20 protein-coding genes and 1 pseudogene are annotated in these 24,990 nt (G+C 72.5%); 16 read left to right on the forward strand and 5 right to left on the reverse strand.

The window, feature by feature from the left end; all coding sequences use genetic code 11:
- A partial coding sequence (locus tag FNX44_RS06550) for a Fic family protein (RefSeq protein ID WP_228449709.1) occupies window positions 1-830 on the forward strand: 830 nt, incomplete at its 5' end.
- 450 nt (window positions 831-1,280) lie between these two features.
- Here FNX44_RS06550 and FNX44_RS06555 read toward each other — a convergent pair.
- A complete protein-coding gene (locus tag FNX44_RS06555; protein WP_143647020.1) occupies window positions 1,281-2,114 on the reverse strand; it encodes an HAD family hydrolase in 834 nt (277 codons plus the stop codon).
- Between the two features lie 511 nt (window positions 2,115-2,625).
- On the opposite strand from FNX44_RS06555, the gene ssd reads away from it, so the two are divergent.
- The 7 genes and pseudogenes from ssd to FNX44_RS29970 all read left to right on the forward strand — a co-directional run.
- The gene (gene ssd / locus FNX44_RS06560) at window positions 2,626-3,726 is read left to right on the forward strand and encodes a septum site-determining protein Ssd (protein WP_143647021.1); all 1,101 of its coding nucleotides are present in this window, start codon (window positions 2,626-2,628) and stop codon (window positions 3,724-3,726) included.
- Window positions 3,723-4,988 carry a TadA family conjugal transfer-associated ATPase gene (locus FNX44_RS06565; protein WP_143647022.1) on the forward strand — a complete coding sequence of 422 codons (1,266 nt, stop codon included), beginning with the start codon at window positions 3,723-3,725 and terminating at the stop codon, window positions 4,986-4,988. The genes ssd and FNX44_RS06565 overlap by 4 nt, the downstream gene beginning before the upstream one ends.
- Window positions 4,989-5,086: 98 nt before the next feature.
- Entirely contained in the window at window positions 5,087-5,923 is an 837-nt protein-coding gene (locus FNX44_RS06570; protein WP_323369091.1) for a type II secretion system F family protein, read from the forward strand.
- 296 nt (window positions 5,924-6,219) lie between these two features.
- A complete protein-coding gene (locus FNX44_RS06575) occupies window positions 6,220-6,771 on the forward strand; it encodes a type II secretion system F family protein (RefSeq protein WP_323369093.1) in 552 nt (183 codons plus the stop codon).
- Between the two features lie 256 nt (window positions 6,772-7,027).
- Window positions 7,028-7,213, forward strand: a complete 186-nt coding sequence (locus tag FNX44_RS29645) for a DUF4244 domain-containing protein (RefSeq protein WP_323369095.1) — start codon at window positions 7,028-7,030, stop codon at window positions 7,211-7,213.
- A 70-nt stretch (window positions 7,214-7,283) separates the two neighbouring features.
- On the forward strand, window positions 7,284-7,679 hold the full coding sequence (locus FNX44_RS06585; RefSeq protein ID WP_143647024.1) for a TadE family type IV pilus minor pilin: 396 nt from the start codon (window positions 7,284-7,286) through the stop codon (window positions 7,677-7,679).
- Window positions 7,680-7,776: 97 nt separating this feature from the next.
- Window positions 7,777-7,968: pseudogene (locus tag FNX44_RS29970) on the forward strand (Rv3654c family TadE-like protein); the annotation flags it as partial.
- 26 nt (window positions 7,969-7,994) lie between these two features.
- Here FNX44_RS29970 and FNX44_RS06595 read toward each other — a convergent pair.
- A complete protein-coding gene (locus FNX44_RS06595; RefSeq protein WP_143647039.1) occupies window positions 7,995-10,409 on the reverse strand; it encodes a DEAD/DEAH box helicase in 2,415 nt (804 codons plus the stop codon).
- A 179-nt stretch (window positions 10,410-10,588) separates the two neighbouring features.
- On the opposite strand from FNX44_RS06595, the gene bldG reads away from it, so the two are divergent.
- The 6 genes from bldG to FNX44_RS06625 all read left to right on the forward strand — a co-directional run bounded on the left by bldG (window position 10,589) and on the right by FNX44_RS06625 (window position 17,389).
- Window positions 10,589-10,930, forward strand: coding sequence for an anti-sigma factor antagonist BldG (bldG, locus tag FNX44_RS06600; protein ID WP_143647025.1), 342 nt, complete (start codon window positions 10,589-10,591; stop codon window positions 10,928-10,930).
- A 92-nt stretch (window positions 10,931-11,022) separates the two neighbouring features.
- Window positions 11,023-11,451, forward strand: coding sequence for an ATP-binding protein (locus tag FNX44_RS06605; RefSeq protein ID WP_143647026.1), 429 nt, complete (start codon window positions 11,023-11,025; stop codon window positions 11,449-11,451).
- A 567-nt stretch (window positions 11,452-12,018) separates the two neighbouring features.
- Complete coding sequence (locus FNX44_RS06610; protein WP_143647027.1) at window positions 12,019-14,421, forward strand: sodium-translocating pyrophosphatase; 2,403 nt, start codon at window positions 12,019-12,021, stop codon at window positions 14,419-14,421.
- 285 nt (window positions 14,422-14,706) lie between these two features.
- Window positions 14,707-15,405 carry a small secreted protein gene (locus FNX44_RS06615; RefSeq protein WP_143647028.1) on the forward strand — a complete coding sequence of 233 codons (699 nt, stop codon included), beginning with the start codon at window positions 14,707-14,709 and terminating at the stop codon, window positions 15,403-15,405.
- A 112-nt stretch (window positions 15,406-15,517) separates the two neighbouring features.
- Entirely contained in the window at window positions 15,518-17,071 is a 1,554-nt protein-coding gene (locus FNX44_RS06620) for a DUF7059 domain-containing protein (RefSeq protein WP_143647029.1), read from the forward strand.
- Between the two features lie 90 nt (window positions 17,072-17,161).
- Window positions 17,162-17,389, forward strand: a complete 228-nt coding sequence (locus FNX44_RS06625; protein WP_143647030.1) for a hypothetical protein — start codon at window positions 17,162-17,164, stop codon at window positions 17,387-17,389.
- Window positions 17,390-17,589: 200 nt separating this feature from the next.
- Here FNX44_RS06625 and FNX44_RS06630 read toward each other — a convergent pair whose 3' ends face one another.
- The 3 genes from FNX44_RS06630 to FNX44_RS06640 all read right to left on the reverse strand — a co-directional run bounded on the left by FNX44_RS06630 (window position 17,590) and on the right by FNX44_RS06640 (window position 18,941).
- Window positions 17,590-17,835 carry a TM2 domain-containing protein gene (locus FNX44_RS06630; protein ID WP_143647031.1) on the reverse strand — a complete coding sequence of 82 codons (246 nt, stop codon included), beginning with the start codon at window positions 17,833-17,835 and terminating at the stop codon, window positions 17,590-17,592.
- 208 nt (window positions 17,836-18,043) lie between these two features.
- Window positions 18,044-18,463, reverse strand: coding sequence for a DUF2752 domain-containing protein (locus FNX44_RS06635; protein WP_153506946.1), 420 nt, complete (start codon window positions 18,461-18,463; stop codon window positions 18,044-18,046).
- A gap of 13 nt (window positions 18,464-18,476) precedes the next feature.
- A complete protein-coding gene (locus FNX44_RS06640) occupies window positions 18,477-18,941 on the reverse strand; it encodes a TM2 domain-containing protein (protein WP_143647033.1) in 465 nt (154 codons plus the stop codon).
- 413 nt (window positions 18,942-19,354) lie between these two features.
- Here FNX44_RS06640 and topA point away from each other — a divergent pair, with 413 nt between their 5' ends.
- A complete protein-coding gene (gene topA / locus FNX44_RS06645) occupies window positions 19,355-22,219 on the forward strand; it encodes a type I DNA topoisomerase (protein ID WP_143647034.1) in 2,865 nt (954 codons plus the stop codon).
- Window positions 22,220-22,364: 145 nt separating this feature from the next.
- A partial coding sequence (tmk, locus tag FNX44_RS06650; RefSeq protein ID WP_143647035.1) for a dTMP kinase occupies window positions 22,365-24,990 on the forward strand: 2,626 nt, incomplete at its 3' end.

Genomic DNA, 24,990 nt, shown 5'->3' on the forward strand with positions numbered 1-24,990 from the left:
GCCCCCGGTCCGGCGCCGCCGATCCGCTCGCGCCGCTCGCCGGGCTGCCCGGCGTGGCAGAGTCCGTCGAGTCCATGCGCAAGGCCGTCGACCGGGTCTACGGGCACCGCGTCATGCGTCGGCGCAGCGCCGAGGTCACCGCCGAGGCCGTGCTGCGCGGCGCACGCGCCAGCGCCGCGCTCGCCGGGGCGGACTGGGCGCTCGAAGAGGTCCGGCGGCGCAGCGACTTCGGCGGCGACGCCGAGGCCCGCACGGTCGGCGCCGCACTCCGGGTGACCGCGGAGGCCGGCCAACTGCTGCCGGTGTGGCGGCAGTCGCCGCTCCGGGTACTGGCCAGACTCCACCTCGTGGCGGCCGGCGGCGCGCCCGACGTGGACCCGGACGCCGTCGGTCGGCCCAGGCTCGCCGGCGAGGCCGTGGTCGAACCGATCGTCCGGCCGGCCCCGCCCGCCGACGAGGTCTCCGCCCGGCTCGACGCGCTGGCCGGGCTGATCGTCACGGGCGGCGAGACCCCCGCGCTGGTGATGGCGGCCGTCGTCCACGGCGAACTGCTCGCGCTGCGGCCCTTCGTGAGCCACAACGGCCTCGTGGCACGCGCGGCGGAGCGGATCGTGCTGGTCGGGAGCGGGCTGGACCCGAAGTCGATCAGCCCGGCCGAGGTCGGCCATGTCGAGGGCGGCGTCGACGAGTACCTCGCGGCGCTCGACGACTACGTCTCCGGCACCCCTGAGGGCGTGGCGCGTTGGATCGCGCACTGCGGTCGCGCAGCGGAACTCGGCGCCCGGGAGTCCACCGCCGTCTGCGAAGCGCTGCAACGCGGCGCCGCCTGACCAACTCCCGTGCCACGCGCGGTCGCGAGCGCTTCGACGCGGCTGACCTGAGACGCCGCTGCTGCGCCAAGCCGCTGTCCGCTGGGCCGCTGTCCGCCGGGCCGCTTTCCGCAGGGCCGGAAATGCGACGGCACCGCTGTTGAGGCGGTGCCGTCGCTGGCATGTCCACCGGGTTACCAGTGCGTGCTCGAATCTATTCCGATCAGGTCGGGGTCTTTGCCCGTCACCTGGTGCGGTAGGCCCGTATTCGACGGGTCGGCGTCGCGTGGGTTCCCGGTATTCATGCGTCGGTCCGTGGGGCCTTGATCTCTTTTCCTCGATCCTCTCGGATGTCGGTCAGGTCTCGCGGGCCGTTATGTCCTTTGTACCCCGTCTTGCCGTTGAGCGGAAGTCCTGCGCCGATCCGATGCGCGGATGGCGTGCGCGGACGGCGCGCGCCGAACCCGTACCTCAGCTCAGGGCGCGTCCGCGGCGCCGCGAGGTGTACCAGACCAGCCCGGCGGTGGCGGCCGCCGCCCCGACCGCCGCCGCGGCGACGAGAGCGGGCCGTCCGGGCATCGAGAGCGCGGGCATGCGCTGCTTCAGGCGCACCGGCCGAGAGAAGGTGAGTACGGGCCAGCCGCGGGCGATCGCCTCCTTCCTCAGAGCGCGATCCGGGTTCACCGCGTGCGGGTGGCCGACGGACTCCAGCATCGGGACGTCGGTGGCCGAGTCGCTGTAGGCGTAGCAGCGGGACAGGTCGTACCCCTCGGACTCGGCGAGTTCGGCTATCGCCTCGGCCTTGGTCGGTCCGTAGGCGTAGTACTCGACCTCGCCGGTGTAGCAGCCGTCCTCCACGACCATCCGGGTCGCCACCACCCGGTCGGCGCCGATCAACTCGCCGATGGGTTCGACGACTTCCGCGCCGGAGGTGGAGACGATCACCACGTCGCGGCCGGCCAGGTGGTGCTGCTCGATGAGGGACGCGGCCTCGTCGTAGATGATCGGGTCGATCAGCTCGTGGATCGTCTCGGCGACCAGCTCCTTCACGTGCTCGACGTTCCACCCCCGGCAGAGCGCCGACAGGTAGTTGCGCATCCGTTCCATCTGGTCGTGGTCGGCTCCGCCGGCCAGATAGACGAACTGGGCGTAGGCGGTGCGCAGCACTGCCCGGCGATTGATGAGACCGCCCTGGTAGAAGGACTTGCTGAAGGTGAGCGTGCTCGACTTCGCAATGACCGTCTTGTCCAGGTCGAAGAAGGCAGCTGTCCGCGGCAACGAGTGGTTTTCCACGAGGGAGAGGATAAGGCCACGCCATTCGGCGTAAGCTGGGGCGTGTGGGTTTGCCTGAGAGGGCTCTCGGGTACACCATGGAAGTCACGGATCGTTCGCGACCGTGCTAACCCGGTTCGACTCCTCCCCCCCCGAGTCGACCGAGGAAGACGACCCCCGCTCTCCCCCCCGGCGGGGGTCGTCGCATGTCCAGAGCTGGTCGGAGGCGGCTCCGGCTTCGACGCTCGGCGGCCGGTCGTGGAACCGAGGCGGGGCAGGGGCTGTCAGGGCGGGGTGCCGCAAGGCTTGTCGGCGCCTGGGTCCACCTTGTCGCATCACTCAGTGTAGTCGCAATGGTGCGGTGCGGAAGTCCCTCGTGCGGGTGACGAAGTTATTCACAGGCGGCAGGTTGTCCACAGTTCTGGACCAAGATCCACAACTTTTCCGGTTCTTCTGCACGGTGATTGCGCAAGGCGTCCGCGGCATTTGTGAATGTTCGCGGCCGCGAGACCGTGAAGTGCGGGAAGACCGGAAGGAACGCCTCATGGCCGAATCCATCCTGATCGTCACCGAGGATCCCGAGCTGCTGGACGATCTGCTGAGGCTGTGCGCCGCGGCGGGCGCCGAGGCGGAGGTGTCGCACGGCCCCGGCGAGAGCGGCGATCCGCCGGGCGAGCGGGCCTGGCGCTCCGCGGGCCTCGTCCTCGTGGGCGCCGACCGTGCGGCCGCCCTCGGCGAGGGCGCGCCGCCCGTTCCGCGCCGACCCGGTGTGCTCCTCGTCAGCCGAGACCTGGACGACCACCGCGTGTGGGAGCGTGCGGTACGGCTCGGCGCCGAGCACGTCGTCTTCCTCCCCGACGGCGAGGGCTGGCTGACAGGCCGTATCGCGGACGCCGCCGAGGGCGTGGGGCGGGCCGCGTTGACCGTGGGAGTGGTCGGCGGGCGAGGAGGCGCGGGCGCCTCCACCCTGGCGTGCGCGCTCGCTCTGACGGCGGCTCGGCGGGGAGTCCGCTCGATGCTGATCGACGGCGATCCGCTCGGCGGCGGGCTGGACGTCCTGCTGGGAGGGGAGTCCGCCGAGGGCCTGCGCTGGCCGGCCTTCGCCGAGTCGCGCGGCCGGGTCGGCGCCCGCGCGCTGGAGGAGGCGCTGCCGGCGATGCACGAACTGCGCGTCCTCAGCTGGGACCGGGGCGACAGCCTGGCCGTACCGCCGGAGGCGATGCGCACCGTGCTGGGCGCCGCCCGCCGCCGGGGCGGCGTGGTGGTCGTGGATCTGCCCAGGCAGCTGGACGAGGCGGTGGCCGAGGCCCTGGTCCAGCTCGACATCGGGCTGTTGGTCGTCCCCGCCGAACTGCGTGCGGTCGCCGCCGCCCGACGCGTCTGCTCGCGGCTGGCCATGCTGCTGCCGGACATCCGGGTTGTGGTGCGCGGCCCCTTCACCGCTGGGATCAACGCGGACGACACGGCCCGGCTGGTCGGTCTGCCGCTGGTGGGCGAACTGCCACCCGAGCGTCGGCTGGCGGAGGCGGTCGACCGAGGTGTACCGCCCGGCGGCGCCATGGACGGGCCGCTGGCGCGGTTCTGCTCGGGCTTCTGGCGGCAGGCGCTGTCCGACGACGGTCGGCCGGGGAGCGTGGCGGCATGAGCGGCACCACCACTCGCATGGCGACGGTCCCCCTCACGGCGGCGCGGGCCGCGGTCGGCGAGCGCGGCCCCTCCGGTCCGCCGACGGGCGCTCTCCTGCCGACGGCCGCCTCGCCCGAGCTGGTCGACGGGGTGCGCCGATGGCTGGCCGAGTCCGGCGCCGAGCCGACGCCGGCCAAGGTGGCCGCCGCCCTACGGGCCCAGGGGCGGCTGCTGGGGGACAGCGGAGTACTGGCGGTCGTCCGCTCGCTCCGCTCGGAGCTGGTCGGCGCGGGCGTGCTGGAGCCGCTGCTCGCCGATCCCCGGGTGACCGACGTCCTCGTCAACGGCCCCGATCGGGTCTGGGTGGACCGAGGAGGCGGTCTGGAGCGGACGGCGGTACGGTTTCCCGACTCGGCCGCCGTGCGGCGACTCGCCCAGCGACTGGCCACCTCCGCCGGCCGCCGGCTGGACGACGCCAGACCGTGGGTCGACGCCCGCCTTCCGGACGGTACGCGGCTGCACGCGGTGCTGCCGCCGGTGGCCGTCGAAGGTCCCTGCCTGTCGCTCCGCGTGGTGCGTCATCGCGCTTTCGGGCTCGACGAGTTGGTCGCGGCGGGCACGCTGCCGCCGGGTGGCGACAGACTGCTGCGGGCAGTCGTCGACGCCCGGCTTTCCTTCCTGATCTCCGGCGGCACCGGAAGCGGCAAGACGACCCTGCTGAGCACCGCGCTCGGACTGGCCGGCCCGGGTGAACGACTGGTGCTCGTCGAGGACTCGTCCGAGCTCCGGCCCGAACACCCGCACGTCGTAAGGCTGGAGGCGAGACCGCCCAACCAGGAGGGCGCGGGCCTGGTGGAGTTGCCGGACCTGGTACGTCAGGCGCTGCGGATGCGACCCGACCGCCTGGTCGTGGGCGAGGTGCGCGGAGCCGAGGTGGCGGCCCTGCTCGCGGCTCTCAACACCGGCCACGGCGGCTGCGGCACGGTCCACGCGAACGCCGCCGTCGACGTGCCCGCCCGGCTGGAGGCGCTGGGCATGACCGCCGGGCTCGGCCGGGCTGCGCTGCACAGCCAGCTCGCCGCGGCGCTGGCGCTCGTCCTCCACCTGGTCCGCGACCGCGCGGGCCGCCGCCGGTTGGCCGAGGTGCACGTGCTCGACCGCTGCGGCGACGGTCTGGTGCGGACCGTCCCGGCGGCCGCGTGGCACCCCTCCGGCTTCACCCGGGAGGCGGGCTGGTCGCGGCTGCGAGAGCTGTGCGAGCGGGGCGGTGGGGCACTGTGACGCCCGGCGGCGCGGGTCTGTCCGCCGAGGTCTGCTACGCGCTTTTGGCCTGTACGGCAGCGCTGTTCTGGATCCGGAGCGGGTCCGGTGGCGCGCGTGTGGCCACCGTGTTCGGGGAAGCGGGGCCGCCGCGCGGCGCGCCGTGGTGGTGGTCGGGCCCGGCCGCGCGGCCGCTGATCGGACTCCTGCGCCGGTTCGGCGACGCGTCGGGGGCCACCGCGCGGTTGGCGAAGGTCGGCCCGCCGTTGCCCTGGTCGGCCCTGCCGGCGGGCGCGATCATCGGGTGGCGGACGGGGAGCTGGCTGCCCGTGCTCGCCGGTGCCGCGGGCGTGTTCCTCCTGCGCCGGCTGCTGCGCCGCCGCGACGAGCGTCGTGCTGAGGAGCGGCGGGCGGCGGCGGTGATCGACCTGTGCGGTGGCATCGCCGCCGAACTGCGCGCCGGTCAACACGCCCGGCAGGCGCTGCTGCGGGCCGTGGACGACGCCCTCGGCCCCGAGGCCGCTCCGATCCGGGCGGCGGCCCGCTTCGGAGGCGATGTGCCGACCGCCCTGGAGGCGTTGGCGCGTCGCCCCGGCGCGGCGGGGCTTCGTGCGGTGGCCGCCTGCTGGCGGATCATGGTGGACGGCGGCACGGGTCTGGCGGGAGCGTTGGAGCGGGTGGCCGGCGCCCTGCGCGAGGATCGGGACCGACAAGCCGAGCTGCGCGCACAGTTGGCCGGTCCCCGGGCCACGGCCGTGATCCTCGCCCTGCTGCCCTGCATGGCGCTCGCGCTGGGAACGGCGATGGGTGCGGAACCGCTGGAGGTACTGCTTCGGACCCCGCTGGGTTGGGCGTTGCTCACCGGTGCGGCGGTGCTGGAGTGGGCGGGGCTGGCGTGGGTGGCCGGCCTGGCCCGCGCCGCCGAGGGCGGTCCGCCGGTGAGGGCCGTGCCGTGAGCGGGGAGGTGTCGGCTCCGGGTGTGGGCGCGCTGTTCCTGACGGCCGCGTTGTTGGCCGCCTGCCTCATCCTGCGGGCACCGGCCCGCTGGACCCGCTCGGTGCGGCGGCGTGTCCCGCCTCTCTCCCCCCGCTGTCTTCCTCCGACTCCCGGCGGCGGAGAACCGGTGCCACGGGCCCGTTGGCCTCTCATTGGCACAGCGCGGACCGCTGCTCGGTTACGCGGCTGGCGGGACGACGGAAGGGCGCGCCCGGCACTGGCCACCCTTGCGGCGGGCACCGTCCTCTGGATCGTCGTGGGCGGGCCGCACGGCGCGCTGGCGGGCGCGGCCACCGCCGCGTGGGTGTGGCGTTGGTCCCGCGACTGGATACCTCGTGCCGCCCTCGCCGCCGAGGAGGCGGCCCGGGAGCGTGAGATCGCCGCCCAGCTCCCCATGGCGGCCGAACTGCTGGCCGCGTGCCTGACGGCCGGAGCCGGACCGGCGGAGGCTGCCACAGCGGTTGGCACAAGCCTGGCGGGCCCCCTGGGCTCACGGCTGAACCGGGTGGGCGCCGAGCTGCGGCTCGGCGCGGAGACGGCGACCGCGTGGGCCCATCTGTCGGAGTCACCGGCCGGGAGCGGCCTGGCCCGCTGTCTGGAGCGGGCTCAGCTGTCCGGCGCCCCCGCAGTCGAACAGCTCGCCGGATGCGCCGCCGAGGCCCGCGCGGCGGCGGCCCGCGCGGCCTCCGCGCGGGCGAGGCGGGCCGGAGTCCTCGTCACGGCTCCGCTGGGGCTCTGCTTCCTGCCCGCCTTCCTACTGGTCGGAGTCGTCCCGGTGGTGATCGGCCTCGGCCGCACCCTGCTGTGAGCCCGACCGGCGCGACACACAACACGACGGAACGACAAGACCAGACCAGCACATCAGACCAACACGACCAGACCAACACGACCAGATGTACGCGACACACAGCGCGAGTACCGCAGAGGAGAACAACGTGATGACCCTCAGTCTGGTGACCAGTACCCGGATCCCGTCTGCGCCGGGCCGACGGGCCCGCGCCGGACGGTCCGACCGCACACGTGCCGCGCGGTGGTGCGCGAGTATCCGCCGAACGGCGTGGCGAGTGCGACGGTTCACCGCCGAGCGCTACCGACGGGTGCGCGGCGACGACGGCATGAGCACCGCCGAGTACGCCATGGCGACCTTGGCCGCGTGTGCCTTCGCCGCCGTGCTGTACAAGGTCGTGACGAGCAATCAGGTGGCCGCCGCGCTGCGGGAGGCGATCACCCGTGCCCTCGGCGGCCTGTGAACGGTGCCGAACGAGCGGGGCGAGGGCCGGCACCGGCCGGGCGGAGACGCCTCGGCGCCGTCGTCGGCGGGTGACGGACGAACGAGGTCAGGCGACAGCCGAGACGGCCGCGGTCCTGCCCGTCCTGGTCCTGCTGACCGGGATGCTGCTCTGGGGGCTGCTGGCCACCGTCTCCTACCTCCAGTGTGTGGACGCCGCCCGGGTGGGTGCCCGGGCGGCGGCCCGGGGCGACCCGCCGGCCGAAGTGCTCGCGCTCGCCGGGCGGTCCGCTCCGCGCGGGTCGCGGGTGCGGCTGGAGTGGGAGGGCGAGCTGGTCCGGGTGCGGGTCTCGGCCCGGGCGGCCGGCCCGGGCGCGCTCGCGGTGGAGCTGAGCGCCGAGGCGGTGGCGCGGGTCGAGCAGCCGAGGTCGTCCGTCGCGGGCGGGGCGGCCGACCGAGGAGGGCGGAGCCGTGTTCGCGCCGCCTGAGCCGCCACTTCCTCCCGGGGCACGCCTGCCTGCCTCGGACCGGGGGAGCGCGACGGTCTGGGCGGTGTTCTGTTCGGCGCTGCTGTGCTCGGTGTTCGTGGCGCTGCTCGGACTCGGGCAGGTGTTGGCGGTACGGCACAGGGCCGCCGCGGCGGCGGACCTCGCGGCGCTGGCGGCGGCCGATCGAGCCGTCCACGGTCGGGCCGACGCCTGCGCCACGGCCCGGCGGGTGGCCCGCGCCCAGGACGCGGCGCTGACCGCCTGCGTGGTGCGCGGTGAGGTCGCCGACGTCACGGCCGTGGTCGCCTGGGGCGGCTACTCCTTCCGGTCTCGCGCCCGGGCGGGGCCGCCGGGTGCGGCGTCGAGCAGTTCGGTCAGCAGTCGGAGGGCGCCGGCCTTGTGCAGCGGCTCGTTCCCGTTGCCGCACTTCGGCGACTGCACGCAGGACGGGCAGCCGTCGCGGCACTCGCAGGCGGCGACGGCGTCCCGGGTCGCGAGCAGCCAGCTCTCCGCCGTGCCGAAGGCGCGTTCGGCGAACCCGGCTCCGCCCGGGTGGCCGTCGTACACGAAGACCGTGGGAAGGAGGGTGTCGGGATGAAGCGGCACGGAGACGCCGCCGATGTCCCAGCGATCGCACGTCGCGAAGAGCGGCAGCATGCCGATGGAGGCGTGCTCGGCGGCGTGGAGCGCGCCGGGCAGTACCTCGGGGCCGATCCGGGCGGAGTCGAGCTGGTCCTCGGTCACCGTCCACCACACCGCCCGGGTGCGCAGTGTGCGGGGCGGAAGGTCCAGCTTGGTCTCGCCCAGCACCTCACCGGTCACCAGCTTGCGGCGCAGATAGGAGACGACCTGGTTGGTGACCTCCACCGAGCCGAAGCACAGCCGGCTCCCGCCCCAGGGCACCTCGGTCTCGGTCTCCAGCACGCTCACCGAGGTCACGTCGCGGGCCATCGTGGTCCACGGCGGCTCCTCGGCGGCGACCAGCGCGACGGGCCCGCCAGGGTCGTCCAGGTCGAGCCGCCGCACGACGTAGCCACGTCCCTGGTGGAGGTGGACGGCACCGTCGTGCACCGTGCTGTGCGCGGCGGCGGCGTCCACGGTGCCGAGCAGCCGCCCGGTGTCCTGCTCCACTACCTGTACCGGGCGGCCGCCCTGCCCTCGGATGTCGGCCAGGTCGGCGGCCCGTTCGCGGCGGGTCCAGTACCAGGCGGAGCCGCGGCGGCGCAGCAGCCGCCGCTGTTCCAGCAGCGGGACGACCTCGGCCGTGGCCGGCCCGAACATGGCGAAGTCCCCTTCGCCCAGCGGGCTTTCGGCCGCTGCGGCACACAGGTGCGGCGCGAGCACGTACGGGTTGTCCGGGTCGAGGACCGTCGACTCCACCGGCTGGTCGAACAACGCCTCGGGGTGGTGGACAAGATAGGTGTCGAGCGGGTCGTCGCGGGCCACCAGGATCGCGAGGGCGCCCTGCCCGTGTCGTCCGGCCCGGCCCGCCTGCTGCCACAGCGAGGCCCGGGTACCCGGATAGCCGGCGATCAGCACGGCGTCCAGACCCGAGACGTCGACGCCCAGCTCCAGCGCCGTGGTGGCGGCCATGCCGAGGAGTTCACCCGAGTGCAGGGCGCGCTCCAGCGCCCGGCGCTCCTCGGGCAGGTAGCCGCCCCGGTACGCGGCGATCCGTCCGGACAGCGACCGATCAGTTTCGGCCAGTCGTTCCTGTGCGATGACGGCCGTCAGCTCGGCGCCGCGCCGGGAGCGGACGAAGGCCAGAGTGCGGACGCGGTTCGCGGCCAGCGCCGCGAGTAGCTCGGCGGTCTCGGCGGTCGCGGTCCGCCGGATGGGCGCGCCGCGCTCACCCTGGAGGGAGGTGAGCGGCGGCTCCCACAGGGCGAACGTGACCTCCCCGCGAGGCGAGGTGTCCTCGGTGACCTCGACGACCGGCAGCCCGGTCAGCCGGGTGGCCGAGTGGGCCGGGTCGGCGGCGGTGGCGGAGGCGAGCAGGAAGGCGGGTTCGGCGCCGTAGCGGGCGGCGACGCGCCGCAGCCGCCGCAGCACCTGGGCGACGTGTGACCCGAACACGCCCCGGTAGGTGTGGCACTCGTCGACGACCACGTAGCGCAGCCCGCGCAGGAAGGAGGACCAGCGGGCGTGCCCGGGCAGCAGCCCGCGGTGGAGCATGTCCGGATTGGTGAGCAGGTAGTTGGCGTGTCGGCGTATCCATTCCCGCTCCTCGTACGGCGTGTCGCCGTCGTAGACGGCCGGTCGGAACCGGCTGCCGAGCGGTTGGGCCAGCTCCTCGAGTGCGCGGAGCTGGTCGGCGGCGAGCGCCTTCGTGGGGGCCAGGTACAGAGCTGTCGCGGTACGGCCGTCAGCGCCCTCGGCGCCGTCGGAGAGGAGGGTGTTCAGCACGGGCAGGGTGTAGGTGAGCGACTTGCCCGACGCGGTGCCCGTCGCGACCACGACCGATCGTCCGTCGAGCGCGTGCCGGAGGGCGTCCGCCTGGTGCCGCCAGGGCCGGTCGATGCCGACGGCGCGCACGGCCTCGATCACTTCTGGCCGGATCGGCTCGGGCCAGTCCGCATGACGTCCGACTCTTGGGGGCAGATGCTCCGTATGGGTGATCCGCGTGCCCCTGTCGGCCCCCTCGGTCAGCTCCGCGAGTGCCGAGCGCGGGGCGAAGGGGGCTGGGCGGGGGCCCGTGCTGCGTGGACGACGTTTGCTGGCCATCGACATCGAGTGTGTCACCACGGCGATGGACAATGTCCACAAGGCGTCGTGCGGGCAGGCGGGTAAGTGATTGAATGCCTCTGCGGCTGCCGATCCGTCCCTTCCCTACGGTTGGGGCAATGTCCCCTTCCCCGGTGGGGATAGCCCAAGGGGCGACCGCTCGATAGCAAGGTGCTGGAGGATCCGTGGACCTGTCCCTGTCGACCCGTACCGTAGGCGATCGCACGATCGTCGAGGTCGGTGGCGAGATCGATGTGTACACCGCGCCCAAGCTGCGGGAGCAGCTTGTGGAGCTGGTGAACGATGGAAGCTTCCACCTCGTTGTGGATATGGAGGGCGTCGACTTCCTCGACTCCACCGGTCTGGGCGTGCTGGTCGGGGGCCTCAAGCGGGTGCGTGCTCACGAGGGCTCGCTGCGCCTGGTCTGCAACCAGGAGCGCATCCTGAAGATCTTCCGGATCACCGGCCTCACGAAGGTGTTCCCGATCCACAACTCCGTCGACGAGGCGGTCGCGGCCACCGACTGACGGCGGTCCGGTTTCCTTGAGGCTCCCCGGGGTCGGCGGCTCGGACCGTCGGCCCCAGGGCGCCGTGTCCGAACGATCTTCAAGGGGATGGCATGGCCACCGTCGAACTGCGCTTCAGCGCGCTTCCCGAGCATGTGCGTACCGCACGCCTGGTGGCGGCCGCCGTTGCCCGACGTGCCGGGGTGGACGAGGCCGTGTTGGACGAGGTCCGGCTGGCCGTCGGCGAGGCGTGCAGCCGTGCCGTCGGCCTGCACACCAACGGCGGGCTCGGTACTCCGGTCCGGGTGGCGCTCATCGAGGACGAGAAGCGCTTCTCGATCGAGGTCGGGGACGACGCTCCGGCCGCGAGCGGCTCCGCCGACGCCTCGGGCGGACACGCCGCCGAGTCCGACGAGGAGAGCGACATGGGGCTGGCGGTGATCAGCGGCCTGGTCGACGACGTCGAGGTCACCTCGGACGAGAAGGGCGGCCTGATCCGGATGTCCTGGCCGACCGCCCCGGAGCCCGCGACGCTTCCCTGACCCTCCTCCTCCCTCCGGCGCGCCTTCTCGACGCTCCGACGTGCTCGGGGCTCCCCGGACGCGTCTTCTCCCACGTCCTCGGCGGGCGCGGCCCGGCCGCGCCCGCCGGTCGTGTTTCGGCCGACGTCCGCAGGCGCCCCCAGGCTTCGTCAGGCGCTTTGAGGCGCCTCCGAGTGCCCGACGGGCCGTCTGGGCGGCCGCGAGCGGCCTCGGCGTCGAGCCCGTGCGCCGTCGGGTGAATGCGTGCACAAGCCGGCACCCCGGGCTCCGCCACCATCCGGAAGGCGCCGTTCCTCCTGATCAGCGGGGGCGTGCACGATATTCGGCCAAGGTCGCGAATACGCTTCTAAGATCATTCTTCCAGCGGTCTTGAATATCTTCTCGTCCCCCTTGTGAGGGAATTCTCAAGTCAGCGTCTTCCGGATCTTCGTCAAGGTAGGCGAATAAGCGTTACCGCGCACTGTTTTGATCACCCGTGGATCTCTAGAATCCGCCACACCCTTATTGCAGCAGGACGCCTGAGCGTGTGCTTGCGCGCGCCCATGTGCCAAACGTCAAGGAGGACGAATGGCGGGGCAACTCCCCACAGTTCACAATCATGATCATCTGGCCGAGGCGGTACTGACGGCGGGGAACCGCGGTCTGGTGCTGGTGATCGCCGCGATCGCGCTCTCCGCACTCGGTGTCGCCGTGATGCTGCTCCGCCAGGTGCTCGCGGCCGGCGAAGGCACCGAGAGCATGAAGAAGATCGCCGCCGCCATCCAGGAGGGCGCCAACGCCTACCTGACCAGACAGCTGCGCACCCTCGGTGTGTTCGCCGTGGTGGTCTTCTTCCTGCTGATGCTGCTGCCCGCCGACGACATGAACCAGCGGATCGGCCGGTCGCTGTTCTTCCTGGTCGGCGCCGCGTTCTCGGCCGCCACCGGCTATATCGGAATGTGGCTGGCGGTGCGCAGCAATGTGCGGGTGGCCGCCGCGGCGCGGGAGGCCACCGCGCCGGAGGGTGAGACTCCCAGAGATCTCACCGAGGTCTCCCACCGCGCGATGAAGATCGCTTTCCGGACCGGCGGCGTGGTCGGCATGTTCACCGTCGGCCTCGGCCTCTTCGGCGCGGCCTGCGTGGTTCTCGTCTACGCCGCCGACGCGCCGAAGGTGCTGGAGGGATTCGGTCTCGGCGCGGCGTTGATCGCGATGTTCATGAGGGTCGGCGGAGGAATCTTCACCAAGGCCGCCGACGTCGGCGCCGACCTGGTCGGAAAGGTGGAGAAGGGCATCCCCGAGGACGACCCGCGCAACGCCGCCACGATCGCCGACAACGTGGGCGACAACGTGGGCGACTGCGCCGGCATGGCCGCCGACCTCTTCGAGTCCTACGCGGTCGTCCTGGTGGCCAGCCTGATCCTCGGCACTGTCGCCTTCGGCGACGCCGGTCTGGCGTTCCCGCTGATCGTCCCGGCCATCGGTGTGATCACGGCGGTCATCGGCGTCTTTGTCGTCTCCCCGCGACGGACCGATCGCAGCGGCATGACGGCGATCAACCGCGGGTTCTTCGTCTCGGCGGTCATCTCCCTCGTCCTGGTCGCGGTGGCCGCCTACACCTACCTGCCGGCGACCTTCGCCGAGTTGGACGGCATCACCAACGCCGAGATCGCCCAACACGACGGCGACCCGCGGCTGATCGCCCTCGTGGCGGTGGCCATCGGCATCGTGCTGGCGGCGCTCATCCAGCAGCTCACGGGCTACTTCACGGAGACCACCCGGAAGCCCGTCAAGGAGGTCGGCAAGAGCTCGCTGACCGGCCCGGCGACCGTGGTGCTCGCCGGCGTCTCGCTCGGCCTGGAGTCGGCCGTCTACACCGCCCTGCTGATCGGGCTCAGCGTGTACGGGGCCTTCCTGCTCGGCGGTACGTCGATCATGCTGGCGCTGTTCGCGGTCGCGCTCGCCGGTACCGGTCTGCTGACCACCGTCGGCGTCATCGTCGCGATGGACACCTTCGGTCCGGTCTCCGACAACGCGCAGGGCATCGCGGAGATGTCCGGCGACGTGCAGGGCGAGGGCGCGCAGGTGCTCACCGACCTGGACGCGGTCGGCAACACGACCAAGGCGATCACCAAGGGCATCGCGATCGCCACCGCGGTGCTCGCGGCGGCGGCGCTCTTCGGCTCGTACCGGGACGCCTTCGAGACGGCGGCCCGCGACGTCGGAGCGGCGGCCACGGAGATGAACCTCAGCCTGGACATCGCGCAGCCCAACAACCTCGTCGGGCTGATTCTCGGCGCGGCGGTCGTGTTCCTCTTCTCCGGACTCGCCATCAACGCCGTCTCCCGGTCGGCGGGCGCGGTGGTCTACGAGGTGCGGCGCCAGTTCCGCGAGCACCCCGGGATCATGGACTACACGGAGAAGCCGGAGTACGGGCGTGTCGTCGACATCTGCACCAAGGACGCGCTGCGCGAGCTGGCCACCCCCGGCCTGCTCGCGGTGATGGCGCCGATCGCCGTCGGCTTCTCCCTCGGTGTCGGCGCGCTGGCCGCCTTCCTGGCCGGCGCGATCTGCACGGGCATCCTGATGGCGGTGTTCCTCGCCAACTCCGGAGGCGCCTGGGACAACGCCAAGAAGATGGTCGAGGACGGCCACCACGGCGGCAAGGGCAGCGAGGCGCACGCCGCCACCGTCATCGGCGACACCGTCGGTGACCCGTTCAAGGACACCGCCGGGCCCGCGATCAACCCGCTGCTGAAGGTGATGAACCTGGTGGCGCTGCTGATCGCACCGGCGATCGTCACCCTCTCGTACGGCGCGGACGCCAGCGTTCCGGTCCGCACGGCCGTCGCCGTGGTGGCCGTCTCGGTGATCGTCGGCGCGGTCTACTTCTCGAAGCGGAGGGGTGTCGAGATGGGGGAAGGCGACGGTGACGACGAGGGGAGTGTGAGCAAGTCCACTCAGCCGAGCGATCCCGTGGCAGCACCCTGACACGACTCCGGTGAGGCGCCGGTGCGAACGGTCGGACAACGGCCGGCCGCACCGGCGCCGACCGGGGCGGACGGCCGATTTCCCACGGGCGGTGCGTACTTCGCGCACCGCCCGTGGCGCGTGTCCGCGGGACTCGGGCGAGCGGGTCGGACCCGGAGGGAAGCGGCGTTTGCGGCAAATGGCTGTTTTGGCGCCGGAAACAGGCGAACGCGTATCTTCGTCAGCACCCGGAGGTCGCTTTGTTGTGTATGTTCCGGGCCGAGTAGCCACGAAGGGATGGATCCGGTGAACAACAAGCTCGCCGCGGCGCTCTGCGGTAGCGCCGTCCTCGCGCTGGCACTGACCGGGTGCGGCGGGGACGAGGACGACGGCAAGGCGGACGCCTGGGCGAAGAAGGTCTGTGACCAGGTCCAGCCGCAGGTGAAGAAGATCCAGGACGCGAACACGGCGATCGCCGAGGTCAGCGCCAAGGACAGCTCCTCGAAGGAGGTGCAGCAGGCGGACTCCACCGCGTTCCAGCAGATCTCCGAGGCGTACAAGGCGCTCGCCGGGGCGGTCGCCCGCGCCGGGGAGCCCCCGGTGGAGGACGGTGCCAAGCTCCAGAAGGACGCGGTCAAGGAGCTGAACGACATCTCCGCCTCCTACGCGGGGCTGAAGACCAAGGTCGACGAGATGGACACCAAGGACCAGGCGAAGTTCGCCGACGGTCTGCGCGGCATCTCGAAGGAGCTGAGCACGCTCGGCAAGAGCGGTGACGTGGCACTCAACCGCCTCCAGTCCGGTGACCTCGGCAAGGCGATGGCCGAGCAGCCCGGCTGCCAGAAGCCGGCCGGGGGCGGCAAGGGCGCCGAGGACGCCAAGGACGCCGACGCGAAGGACTCCGCCGAGAAGAGGACCGACGCGAAGGACTCCTCCGACAAGGACTCCTCCGACAAGGACGGCGACAAGGACTCCTCCGACAAGGACGGCGACAAGACCTCCTGAGCGGAGGGTGGCCGGTGTCCGGAAGGTCGCCGGCCACCCTCCGCCGGACCGAGTTATCCACAGGTCTGGCACGGCCCGGGACAGCGCGTCGCCCAGGCACCACAATGGACGCGTGAGTACGCACCTCCCCACAGCCGGCCCGAACATCTCCGATCTGCGCGCGGCGTTCCTCGCCGCCTCCTTCACCGTCGACGGGCTGCTGGAGCGCCTTGGCGCCCCCGCCTACGCGGCCCTGGCCAGAAGCGAGACGGTGCCCGCGCTGCGGGCCACCAGAAGGGGCGACGCGCTCGACACGCTCACCCGCCTCTTCCTGCTCCGGCAGGAGGCGCCGCGCGAGGCGGTGAACGTGGCGTTGCCGCTGGAGCGGGCGCTGGCCGACGGATGGCTCCGGGAGAGCGGCGAGAGCGGCGGCCTGCTCAGCGCCACGGTCGACGTCCGCCCGTACGGCGGCCCCGACGGCGAGGACTGGTGGATCGTCTCCGACCTGGGCTGCGCGGTCGGCGGCGCCGGCGGCATCAACGACCGGCGGGAGGACGTCGTCCTCGGCGTCGGCGGGGCGTCAACGACGCTCGCCGGGCTGACGATCCGCGAGCCGGTCGGCCGGGCGCTCGACGTCGGCACGGGCTCCGGCGTGCTGGCGCTGCATCTGTCGGGGCACGCGACGCGGGTCACCGCCACCGACCTCAACCCCCGCGCCCTGCGTTTCGCCGAGCTGACGCTGGCGCTGTCCGGGGCTCCCGCCGCCGACCTGCGGCAGGGCTCGCTCTACGAGCCCGTCGCCGCTGACGTCCCCTACGACCTGGTCGTGTCCAACCCGCCGTTTGTCATCTCGCCGACGGCCGGCCGGAGCACCACGGGCGGCCGCGGCGTCGCCGCCGACCGGCTGACCTACCGGGACGGCGGCCTGCCCGGCGACGAGCTGTGCCGCACGCTCGTCCAGAACAGCGTCGACCTGCTGGCCGAGGGCGGCTACTGCCAGATGCTCGCCAACTGGCAGCACGTCAAGGGCGAGGACTGGCGGGACCGGCTGCGTACCTGGGTGCCGCGCGGCTGCGACGCGTGGATCGTGCAGCGGGAGGTGCAGGACGTCAGCCAGTACACCGAGTTGTGGCTGAGGGACGCCGGAGCGCATCGATCGGGGCCCGAGGAGTACGCGGCCCGGTACGACGCCTGGCTCGAGGAGTTCGAGCGCACGGGCACGGAGGCGGTCGGGTTCGGTTGGATCACACTCCGCAGGTCCGGCGCCGACTCCCCGGCGATCACGGTGGAGGAGTGGACGCATCCCGTCGAGCAGCCGCTGGGGGAGACGGTGCGCGCCCACTTCGAACGGCAGGACTTCCTCCGACGCAACGACGACGCCGCCCTTCTGAACACTCGCTTCACCCTGGCCGACGGAGTGGTCCAGGAGCAGGTGGGCCCGCCGGGTGCGGAGGACCCGGAGCACGTGGTCCTGCGCCAGCACCGGGGCATGCGGCGGGCGACGCAGGTGGACACGGTGGGCGCCGGCTTCGCGGGCGTCTGCGACGGCACACTGCCGGCGGGCCGCATCCTCGACGCCATCGCGCAGCTGGTCGGTGAGGACCCGGTCCAGCTGCGGGACCGGACGCCTCGCGCGATCCGCCTCCTGGTGGAGCAGGGCTTCCTGCTCCCGGTCACCGATTCCTGACCCCGGCCGCTCGAACAGCGCACGCACGAAGGGAAGTGGTGTTCATCGGATGTTCGACCCGGGGCCGCCCGGGCATGTGACGCTCCGGCCATGACAAGCGCCTGGGGGGCCGTGTCGGAGACCGGACCCGCACTGTTCGCCGGAACCGCCTGCGCGCTGTTCGGCGCCGCCCTCCTCTTGTGGACCACCGTGCGGCGGGCCCGGGGCGAGCCCGTGGCGGCCACCACGACGGTCGGACCTGCGACCGCGGTGGCGTTGGCGACGACGTTCGGCATGGCGTTCCTCGGCTACGGAATCTGGCAGCTCTCCACCCTCTGACCCGGACCGACGACCCGGACCAAGGCCGACCGACGCCGACGCCGACCGACGCCTTCCGGCAGTCCGACAGAACGCTTCCGGCCACAAGGCGACCGGGAACGGGCCAAAAAAAGGCGGTGGCCCGGGTACCAGACCCGGGCCACCCCCGTGACACCGCCTTGGACAGGCCCGGAGCGCGGCGCTCCGAACCGGACGTCCGCTCAGCTCTTGAGGATGCGACCCTCGGAGTCGGTGCGGTCGTCCTTGACGAGGAACATGATGCCGTCGATGAGCGCCCAGATGCCGAGACCACCGCAGGTCAGCAGCTGAGCCACGCCCATGCCGATGTGGCCGGTGTAGAAGCGGCCGACGCCGAGCGTGCCGACGAACAGCTGCAGGATGCCGGCGATGATCTTCGACTTCTCGGAGTACGGCTGGCCGTTGGGCGCGGTACCGGTCATTGCCATGGGGAGAAAACCTCTCTGAGCGGTTGTACCAACGCGCCGGACTGGATCACCCGACGCGAAGAATCCGACTCGAAAGGAGATCTGATGGTTGCACTGGCCGGACTTCTGTGATCAAAGGGTGATCTGGCGGCGTTTCTGACGCCCGATCAGCCGAGCCGCACCCACCTCAACCCGCATCAACCCGCATCAAGCCCACCGCGACTCCTCCTCAACCCGCCACGTTGCGCACGACCGCCCACACCGCGGCCGTGCCGACGATCACCGCCACGCCGCGGCGGCCGATCGCCGGTCGGTAGCGACGCCCGCGCAGCCCCTCGATCAGCCACCGGCCGCCGAGGTACGCGGCGAACGGCACGCCGAGCAGCAGTAGCGCCGCGTTGTCGTGGAACGCGGCGCCGAAGTCGCCGTGCATGAGGTCGTACGCCATGCGAGTGCCGCCGCAGGCGGGGCAGAGCAGCCCGGTCAGCCAGTTCACCGGGCAGCGCGGCAGGAACTGGCCCGGCTGGTGGGGGTCGGTGTGCCAGAGGTACACCGACCCCGCGGCGCCCGCGGCCAGAGTGGCCAGCGGGAGCAGGGCCGGATGCCGTGGGCGGCGGAGTCGCGACACCGGCGACCTGTCCAGCGACATGTCTGCGCCTCGCTCAGCTCTTGAGGATGCGACCCTCGGAGTCGGTGGAGTCGTCCTTGACGAGGAACATGATGCCGTCGATGAGCGCCCAGATGCCGAGACCACCGCAGGTCAGCAGCTGAGCCACACCGATGCCGATGTGGCCGGTGTAGAAGCGGCCGACGCCGAGCGTGCCGACGAACAGCTGGAGCACACCGGCGATGATCCGGGACTTCTCCGAGTACGGGCGGCCGTACGGGTCGTAGCCCTGGGGCGCGTTCGGGTCGTAGCCACCCTGCGGCGGCATCGGGGCCTGCGGGTAGCCGTACTGCGGCTGACCGGGCTGACCGGGCTGACCGGGCTGACCGGGACCGGGCTGGCCGTACGGGTTCTGGGCGGGCTGCTGCGGGTAGCCGTAGCCGGGCTGACCCTGCTGCTGGCCGTAGGGGTTCTGCCCGGGCTGGCCTGCGGGGCCGTACGGGTTGGGCGGCTGGGACATTCTGTTCCCCCTGTTGCTGGGACCTGTGCGATGACTCGCACATAGTGCCAGCTACTGCCGGGCGGCAGGAATGACGGTTGTCGGGTTACCGTTCGAGTGGCGTTGCGGTTTTATTCCGTTTGACAACGGACCGGGAGGTACCGTCACACTCCGCAGCGTCGGCCGGTGCCGGAGAGTGCCGATCGGCGCCGAGGCACCATGGAGGCACCGACCGAGGGACCGGCCGAGGCACAGAGCAAGGCACGGACCGCGACACCGAAGCACCATCCGAGACCACCAGCACCACCCCCGAGTCCAGCACCACCCCCGAGCCCACCACCGCACCCGCAGGCATCTGGCAGAGTCGGTGGGCGGGCCAGGGCCTACCGAGCGCGAGGAAGCGCCGACCGTCGACCGGAGAGAAGAGCGAGAAGTTGTCCCCGACCAGCGAGACCGCAAACGGCGGGCGCCGACTTGTGATCGTCGAGTCCCCCGCCAAGGCGAAGACGATCAAGGGCTATCTGGGCCCTGGCTACGTCGTCGAGGCGAGCGTCGGGCACATCCGCGACCTCCCGAACGGCGCGGCCGAGGTGCCCGCGAAGTACAAGGGCGAGCCGTGGGCGCGCCTCGGGGTGAACGTCGACCACGACTTCGAGCCGCTCTACGTCGTCAACAGCGACAAGAAGGACCAGGTCAAGAAGCTCAAGGCGCTGCTGGCCGAGTCCGACGAGCTGTATCTGGCCACGGATGAGGACCGGGAGGGCGAGGCGATCGCCTGGCACCTCCAGGAGGTGCTGAAGCCGAAGGTGCCGGTTCGCCGCATGGTGTTCAACGAGATCACCAAGGACGCCATCCGGGACGCGGTGAACAACACCCGCGAGCTGGACCAGAAGCTCGTCGACGCCCAGGAGACCCGCCGCATCCTCGACCGGTTGTACGGGTACGAGGTCTCCCCGGTGCTGTGGAAGAAGGTCATGCCCCGGCTGTCCGCCGGCCGGGTGCAGTCCGTCGCGACACGCCTGGTGGTCGAGCGGGAGCGGGAGCGGATGGCGTTCCGCACCGCCGAGTACTGGGACCTCACCGGCACGTTCGACACCGGCCGTACCGGTGACGCCTCCGACCCCGGCACCTTCAGCGCCCGGCTGGCCTCGGTGGACGGCCGGCGGGTCGCCCAGGGCCGCGACTTCGGTCCCGACGGCCGGCTGAAGACGAGCCGGGACGGCTCCCAGGCGCTCCACCTGGACGAGTCCGCGGCGCGGTCGCTGGCCGCGGCGCTCGGCGACACGTCCTTCGCGGTGCGCGCGGTGGAGTCCAAGCCGTACCGCCGCTCGCCGTACGCGCCCTTCCGGACGACGACGCTCCAGCAGGAGGCGTCGCGGAAGCTCGGCTTCGGCGCGAAGGTGACCATGCAGGTGGCCCAGAAGCTGTACGAGAACGGCTTCATCACCTATATGCGTACCGACTCCACCACGCTGTCGGACACGGCGGTCGCCGCCGCCCGTGCCCAGGTCACGCAGCTGTACGGGGCCGACTACCTGCCGGACAAGCCGCGCTCGTACGCCGGCAAGGTCAAGAACGCGCAGGAGGCCCACGAGGCGATCCGCCCCTCGGGCGACCGCTTCCGCACCCCGGCCGAGACGGGCCTGACGGGCGACCAGTTCCGGCTGTACGAGCTGATCTGGAAGCGGACCGTCGCCTCCCAGATGAAGGACGCCACGGGCCAGTCGGTCACCGTGCGGGTGGGCGGCCGCTCCGCCGACGGGCGGGACGCCGAGTTCACCGCCTCCGGCAAGATCATCACGTTCCACGGCTTCATGAAGGCCTACGTCGAGGGCGCGGACGACCCCAACGCCGAGCTGGACGACCGCGAGCGCCGGCTGCCGCAGGTCGGCGAGGGCGACGCGCTGACCGCGCGGGAGATCACGGTAGACGGCCACTCGACCAAGCCGCCCGCCCGCTACACCGAGGCGACGCTGGTCAAGGAGCTGGAAGAGCGGGAGATCGGCCGCCCGTCGACGTACGCGTCGATCATCAGCACGATCCTGGACCGGCGGTACGTCTTCAAGAAGGGCACCGCGCTGGTCCCCTCGTTCCTCTCCTTCGCGGTGGTCGGGCTGCTGGAGAAGCACTTCGGCCGGCTCGTCGACTACGACTTCACCGCGCAGATGGAGGAGGACCTGGACCGCATCGCGCGCGGCGACGCGGAGTCGGTGCCCTGGCTGCGCCGCTTCTACTTCGGCGAGGACGCGAGCGAGGGCGCCGCCGGCTCGGCCGCCGACGCGGGCAACGGCGACGGGGACCACCTGGGCGGCCTGAAGGAGCTGGTGTCCGACCTCGGCGCCATCGACGCCAAGGGCGTGTCCTCGTTCCCGATCGGCGAGGACCTGGTCCTGCGCGTCGGCCGCTACGGCCCGTACGTCGAGAAGCCCGGGCCGGAGGGCGAGCCGGGCCAGCGCGCGGACGTCCCCGACGACCTGCCGCCGGACGAGCTCACCGTGGAGCTGGCGAAGGAGCTGCTGGCCAAGCCCAGCGGCGAGCGCGAGCTGGGCACGGACCCGGAGAGCGGCCGGCCGATCATCGCCAAGGACGGCCGCTACGGCCCGTACGTCACCGAGGTGCTGCCCGAAGGCACCCCGAAGACCGGCAAGAACGCCGTCAAGCCGCGCACGGCCTCACTGTTCAAGAACATGTCCCTCGACACGGTGACGCTCGACGACGCGCTGAAGCTGCTGTCGCTGCCGCGCGTGGTCGGCTCCGACGCCGAAGGCGTCGAGATCACCGCGCAGAACGGCCGCTACGGCCCGTACCTGAAGAAGGGCACGGACTCGCGCTCGCTGGAGAGCGAGGAGCAGCTGTTCACGATCACGCTGGAGGAGGCGCTGGCGATCTACGCGCAGCCCAAGCAGCGTGGCCGCGCCGCCGCGAAGCCGCCGCTCAAGGAGCTGGGGAACGACCCGACGAACGACCGTCCGGTGGTCGTGAAGGACGGCCGCTTCGGCCCGTACGTCACGGACGGCGAGACGAACGCCACACTGCGGCGGGACGACGACGTCAGCACGATCACCCCCGAGCGCGCCTTCGAGCTGCTGGCGGAGAAGCGCGCGAAGGGCCCGGCCAAGAAGACGACCGCGAAGAAGACGACCGCCAAGAAGACCACGGCGAAGAAGACGACGGCGAAGAAGACGACGGCGAAGAAGACCGCCGCCAAGAAGACGGCCGCGAAGACCACGGCGAAGAAGACCACGGCCAAGGCGGCGACCAAGAAGACCGCGGCCGCTCGGGCCTCCGACGCCGAGTAGCAGCCGGCCCGGTGCCCCGCCCCGGCGCGGGGCACCGGGCGTCTACGGGCGAGTAGGAGCAAACCGCCCAGCGGGCGCCCGCTGCGTCCGGCCCGTCTCCCGGGAGCCCGCTCGGCCGTCGGTGGCAGCCGATACGCTGGCCCATATGACGCGTGCAGAGCAGCCTCCGGTTGGGAACCCCACATCCGAAGCCCTGGCCGCGGAGTCCCGCGAGCGTGCCGTACGTGCGCTGGTGCGGCACAGTCCGCTGCGGCGGCTGTGGAGCGCCCAGTGTGTGAGTTCCGTCGGGGACGTACTGGGCCTGTTCGTCCTGGTGCTCCTCGCCGTACAGGCGACACAGAGCGTGGCGTTCGCCGGCGGGACCCCCGTCTTCGGCACGGGCTACGCCGGTGTGGCGCTGGCGGTCGCCGCCGCGTTCGCCACCAGGCTGATCGCCACACTGCTCTTCGGCGCGGTCCTGCTCGGCCCGATGTCCTCGCTGGTGACACCCGGGAACGCGCTCGACCGCCGCTGGACGATGATCGTCTCGGACGGGGTGCGCGCGGCGCTGCTGATCGTGGCCCCGCTGTGGGTCAACTGGACGCCGGACAACGCCTACGCGATCCTGCTGATCACGATCTTCCTGGCCGGTGTCGCCGAACGGTTCTGGACGGTCGCCAAGGAGAGCGCGGCGCCCGCCCTGCTCCCGGCGGCGCCGCCGGAGGGCGCGGCCGTCCGTCCGCTGCCCGACCACCACGACGCGCTGCGCCGTCTCTCGCTGCGCACCGGTTTCCTTGCCGTACCGGCGGCCGCTGCCGCCCTGCTGTCCGTCTCCCTGCTGAACAACCTGCTCGGCGCCGGCGTCGCCTGGTTCCACAACCACCAGGCCGCCCTCCCCTCCTACGTGGCCGCCGGGCTGTTCGCCGCGTCGGTGTCCGTGCTGGTCTTCCTGCGGCTGCCGGGCACGGAGACGCCCCGCCCGCGCTCCCCGCTGGAGGGGCTGCGCCGGCCGAAGCACGCCGACGGGGTCGACAAGGGCCGCACCGGCGCCGTCCCGCTGCTTGTGCTGACGGGCGCGGCCGTGGCGGCGGCCGTCGCCGCAGCCGTCGCGGTGGCCGTGCTGCAGGCCCTCGGCCTCGGCGGTGGCCCGGTCACCTTCGCGCTCCTCGTACTCGGCCTCACCGGGGGCACCGCGCTCGGCATCCGCGGCGCCCACCGGGTGCTGCCGGTGCTGCCGAGGCGGCGGCTGCTCGGTCTCGCCGTCACGGTGTGCGGTGTCGCGCTCTTCGCCACCGGGCTGCTGTCCGACACGGCCACGGCGCTGCTGGCCGCTCTCCTCGCCGGGCTCTCCGCGGGCGTCGCCGCCCGCACGACCCACGAGCTGATCGACCTGGAGGTCGAGGAGTTCCGCCGCCCGCGCACCGGGGAACACCTCACCGCCGTCGTGCGGCTCTCCGTCGCGCTCGGTGTGCTGTGCGCGCCGCTGCTGGCCGCGCTTGTCGGCGAGCAGCGGGTGGAGAGCGGGAAGTTCGTCGTGGAGAGCGGCGGCGCGGGCTTCACGCTGATGCTCGTGGGCGCCCTGCTGCTGCCGGTGGCCGCGCTGGTGCTCGGCCGGGTCGACGACCGCGGCGGCGTGCCGCTGCGGCGCGACCTGCTCGACGCGTTCCGCGGCGACGACCCCGCCCAGGCGCCCGCGCCCACGGGGTTCTTCATCGCGGTCGAGGGCGGTGACGGCGCCGGCAAGTCCACCCAGGTCGAGGCACTGGCGTCCTGGATACGGGCCAAGGGCCACGAGGTGGTCGTCACCCGCGAGCCGGGCGCGACGCCGATCGGCAAGCGGCTGCGCTCGATACTGCTGGACGTCTCCACCGCCGGTCTGTCCGACCGCGCCGAGGCCCTGCTCTACGCCGCCGACCGCGCCGAGCACGTGGAGTCCGTCGTGCGACCCGCGTTGGAACGCGGCGCCGTGGTCATCTCCGACCGCTACATCGACTCCTCCGTCGCCTACCAGGGCGCCGGCCGGGAGCTGTCGGCCACCGAGATCGCCCGCATCTCCCGCTGGGCCACGCGCGGCCTCGTCCCGCACCTGACGGTCCTGCTCGACATCTCCCCGGCGACGGCCAGGGAGCGTTTCACCGAGGCGCCCGACCGGCTGGAGTCGGAGTCCGCCGAGTTCCACCAGCGGGTCAGGTCCGGCTTCCTGACGCTCGCCGCCGCCGACCCGGTCCGCTACCTCGTCGTCGACGCCGGGCAGGAGAGCGCGGCCGTCACGACGGTGATCCGCCATCGGCTCGACCAGGTGCTGCCCATGTCGGAGCAGGAGAAGCGGGCGATCGAGGAGGCCCGCCGCAAGGCGGAGGAGGAGCGCAAGCGCCGCGAGGCCGAGGAGGCCGCCCGCAAGGCCGAGGAGGAGCGGCTGGAGCGCGAGCGCCAGGAACAGCTCGCCAGGCTGCGCGCCGAGGAGGAGGAGCGTCGCCGCCGGGAGGCGGAGGCCGCCCGACTGGCCGAGGAGGCCCGCCTCGCGGAGGAGGCCAGGAAGAAGGCCGAGGAGGCCCGCCGCAAGGCGGAGGAGGAGCGTAAGCGCCGGGAGGCCGAGGAGGCCGCCCGCGAGGCCGAGCAGGAGCGGCTGCGGCAGCTCGCCGCCGAACAGGCCAGGCTGCGTGCCGAGGCCGAGGAACGACGTCTGGAGAAGCAGCGCAAGGCGGAGGAGGCGCTGCTGCGGGCGGAGAAGGCCCGACTGGCCGCCGAGGCCGCGCGCAAGGCGGAGTCCCCGGCCCCCCCGACCACCCCGC

This window comes from Streptomyces alkaliterrae, assembly GCF_007097205.2.
Taxonomy (GTDB): Bacteria; Actinomycetota; Actinomycetes; order Streptomycetales; family Streptomycetaceae; genus Streptomyces; species Streptomyces alkaliterrae.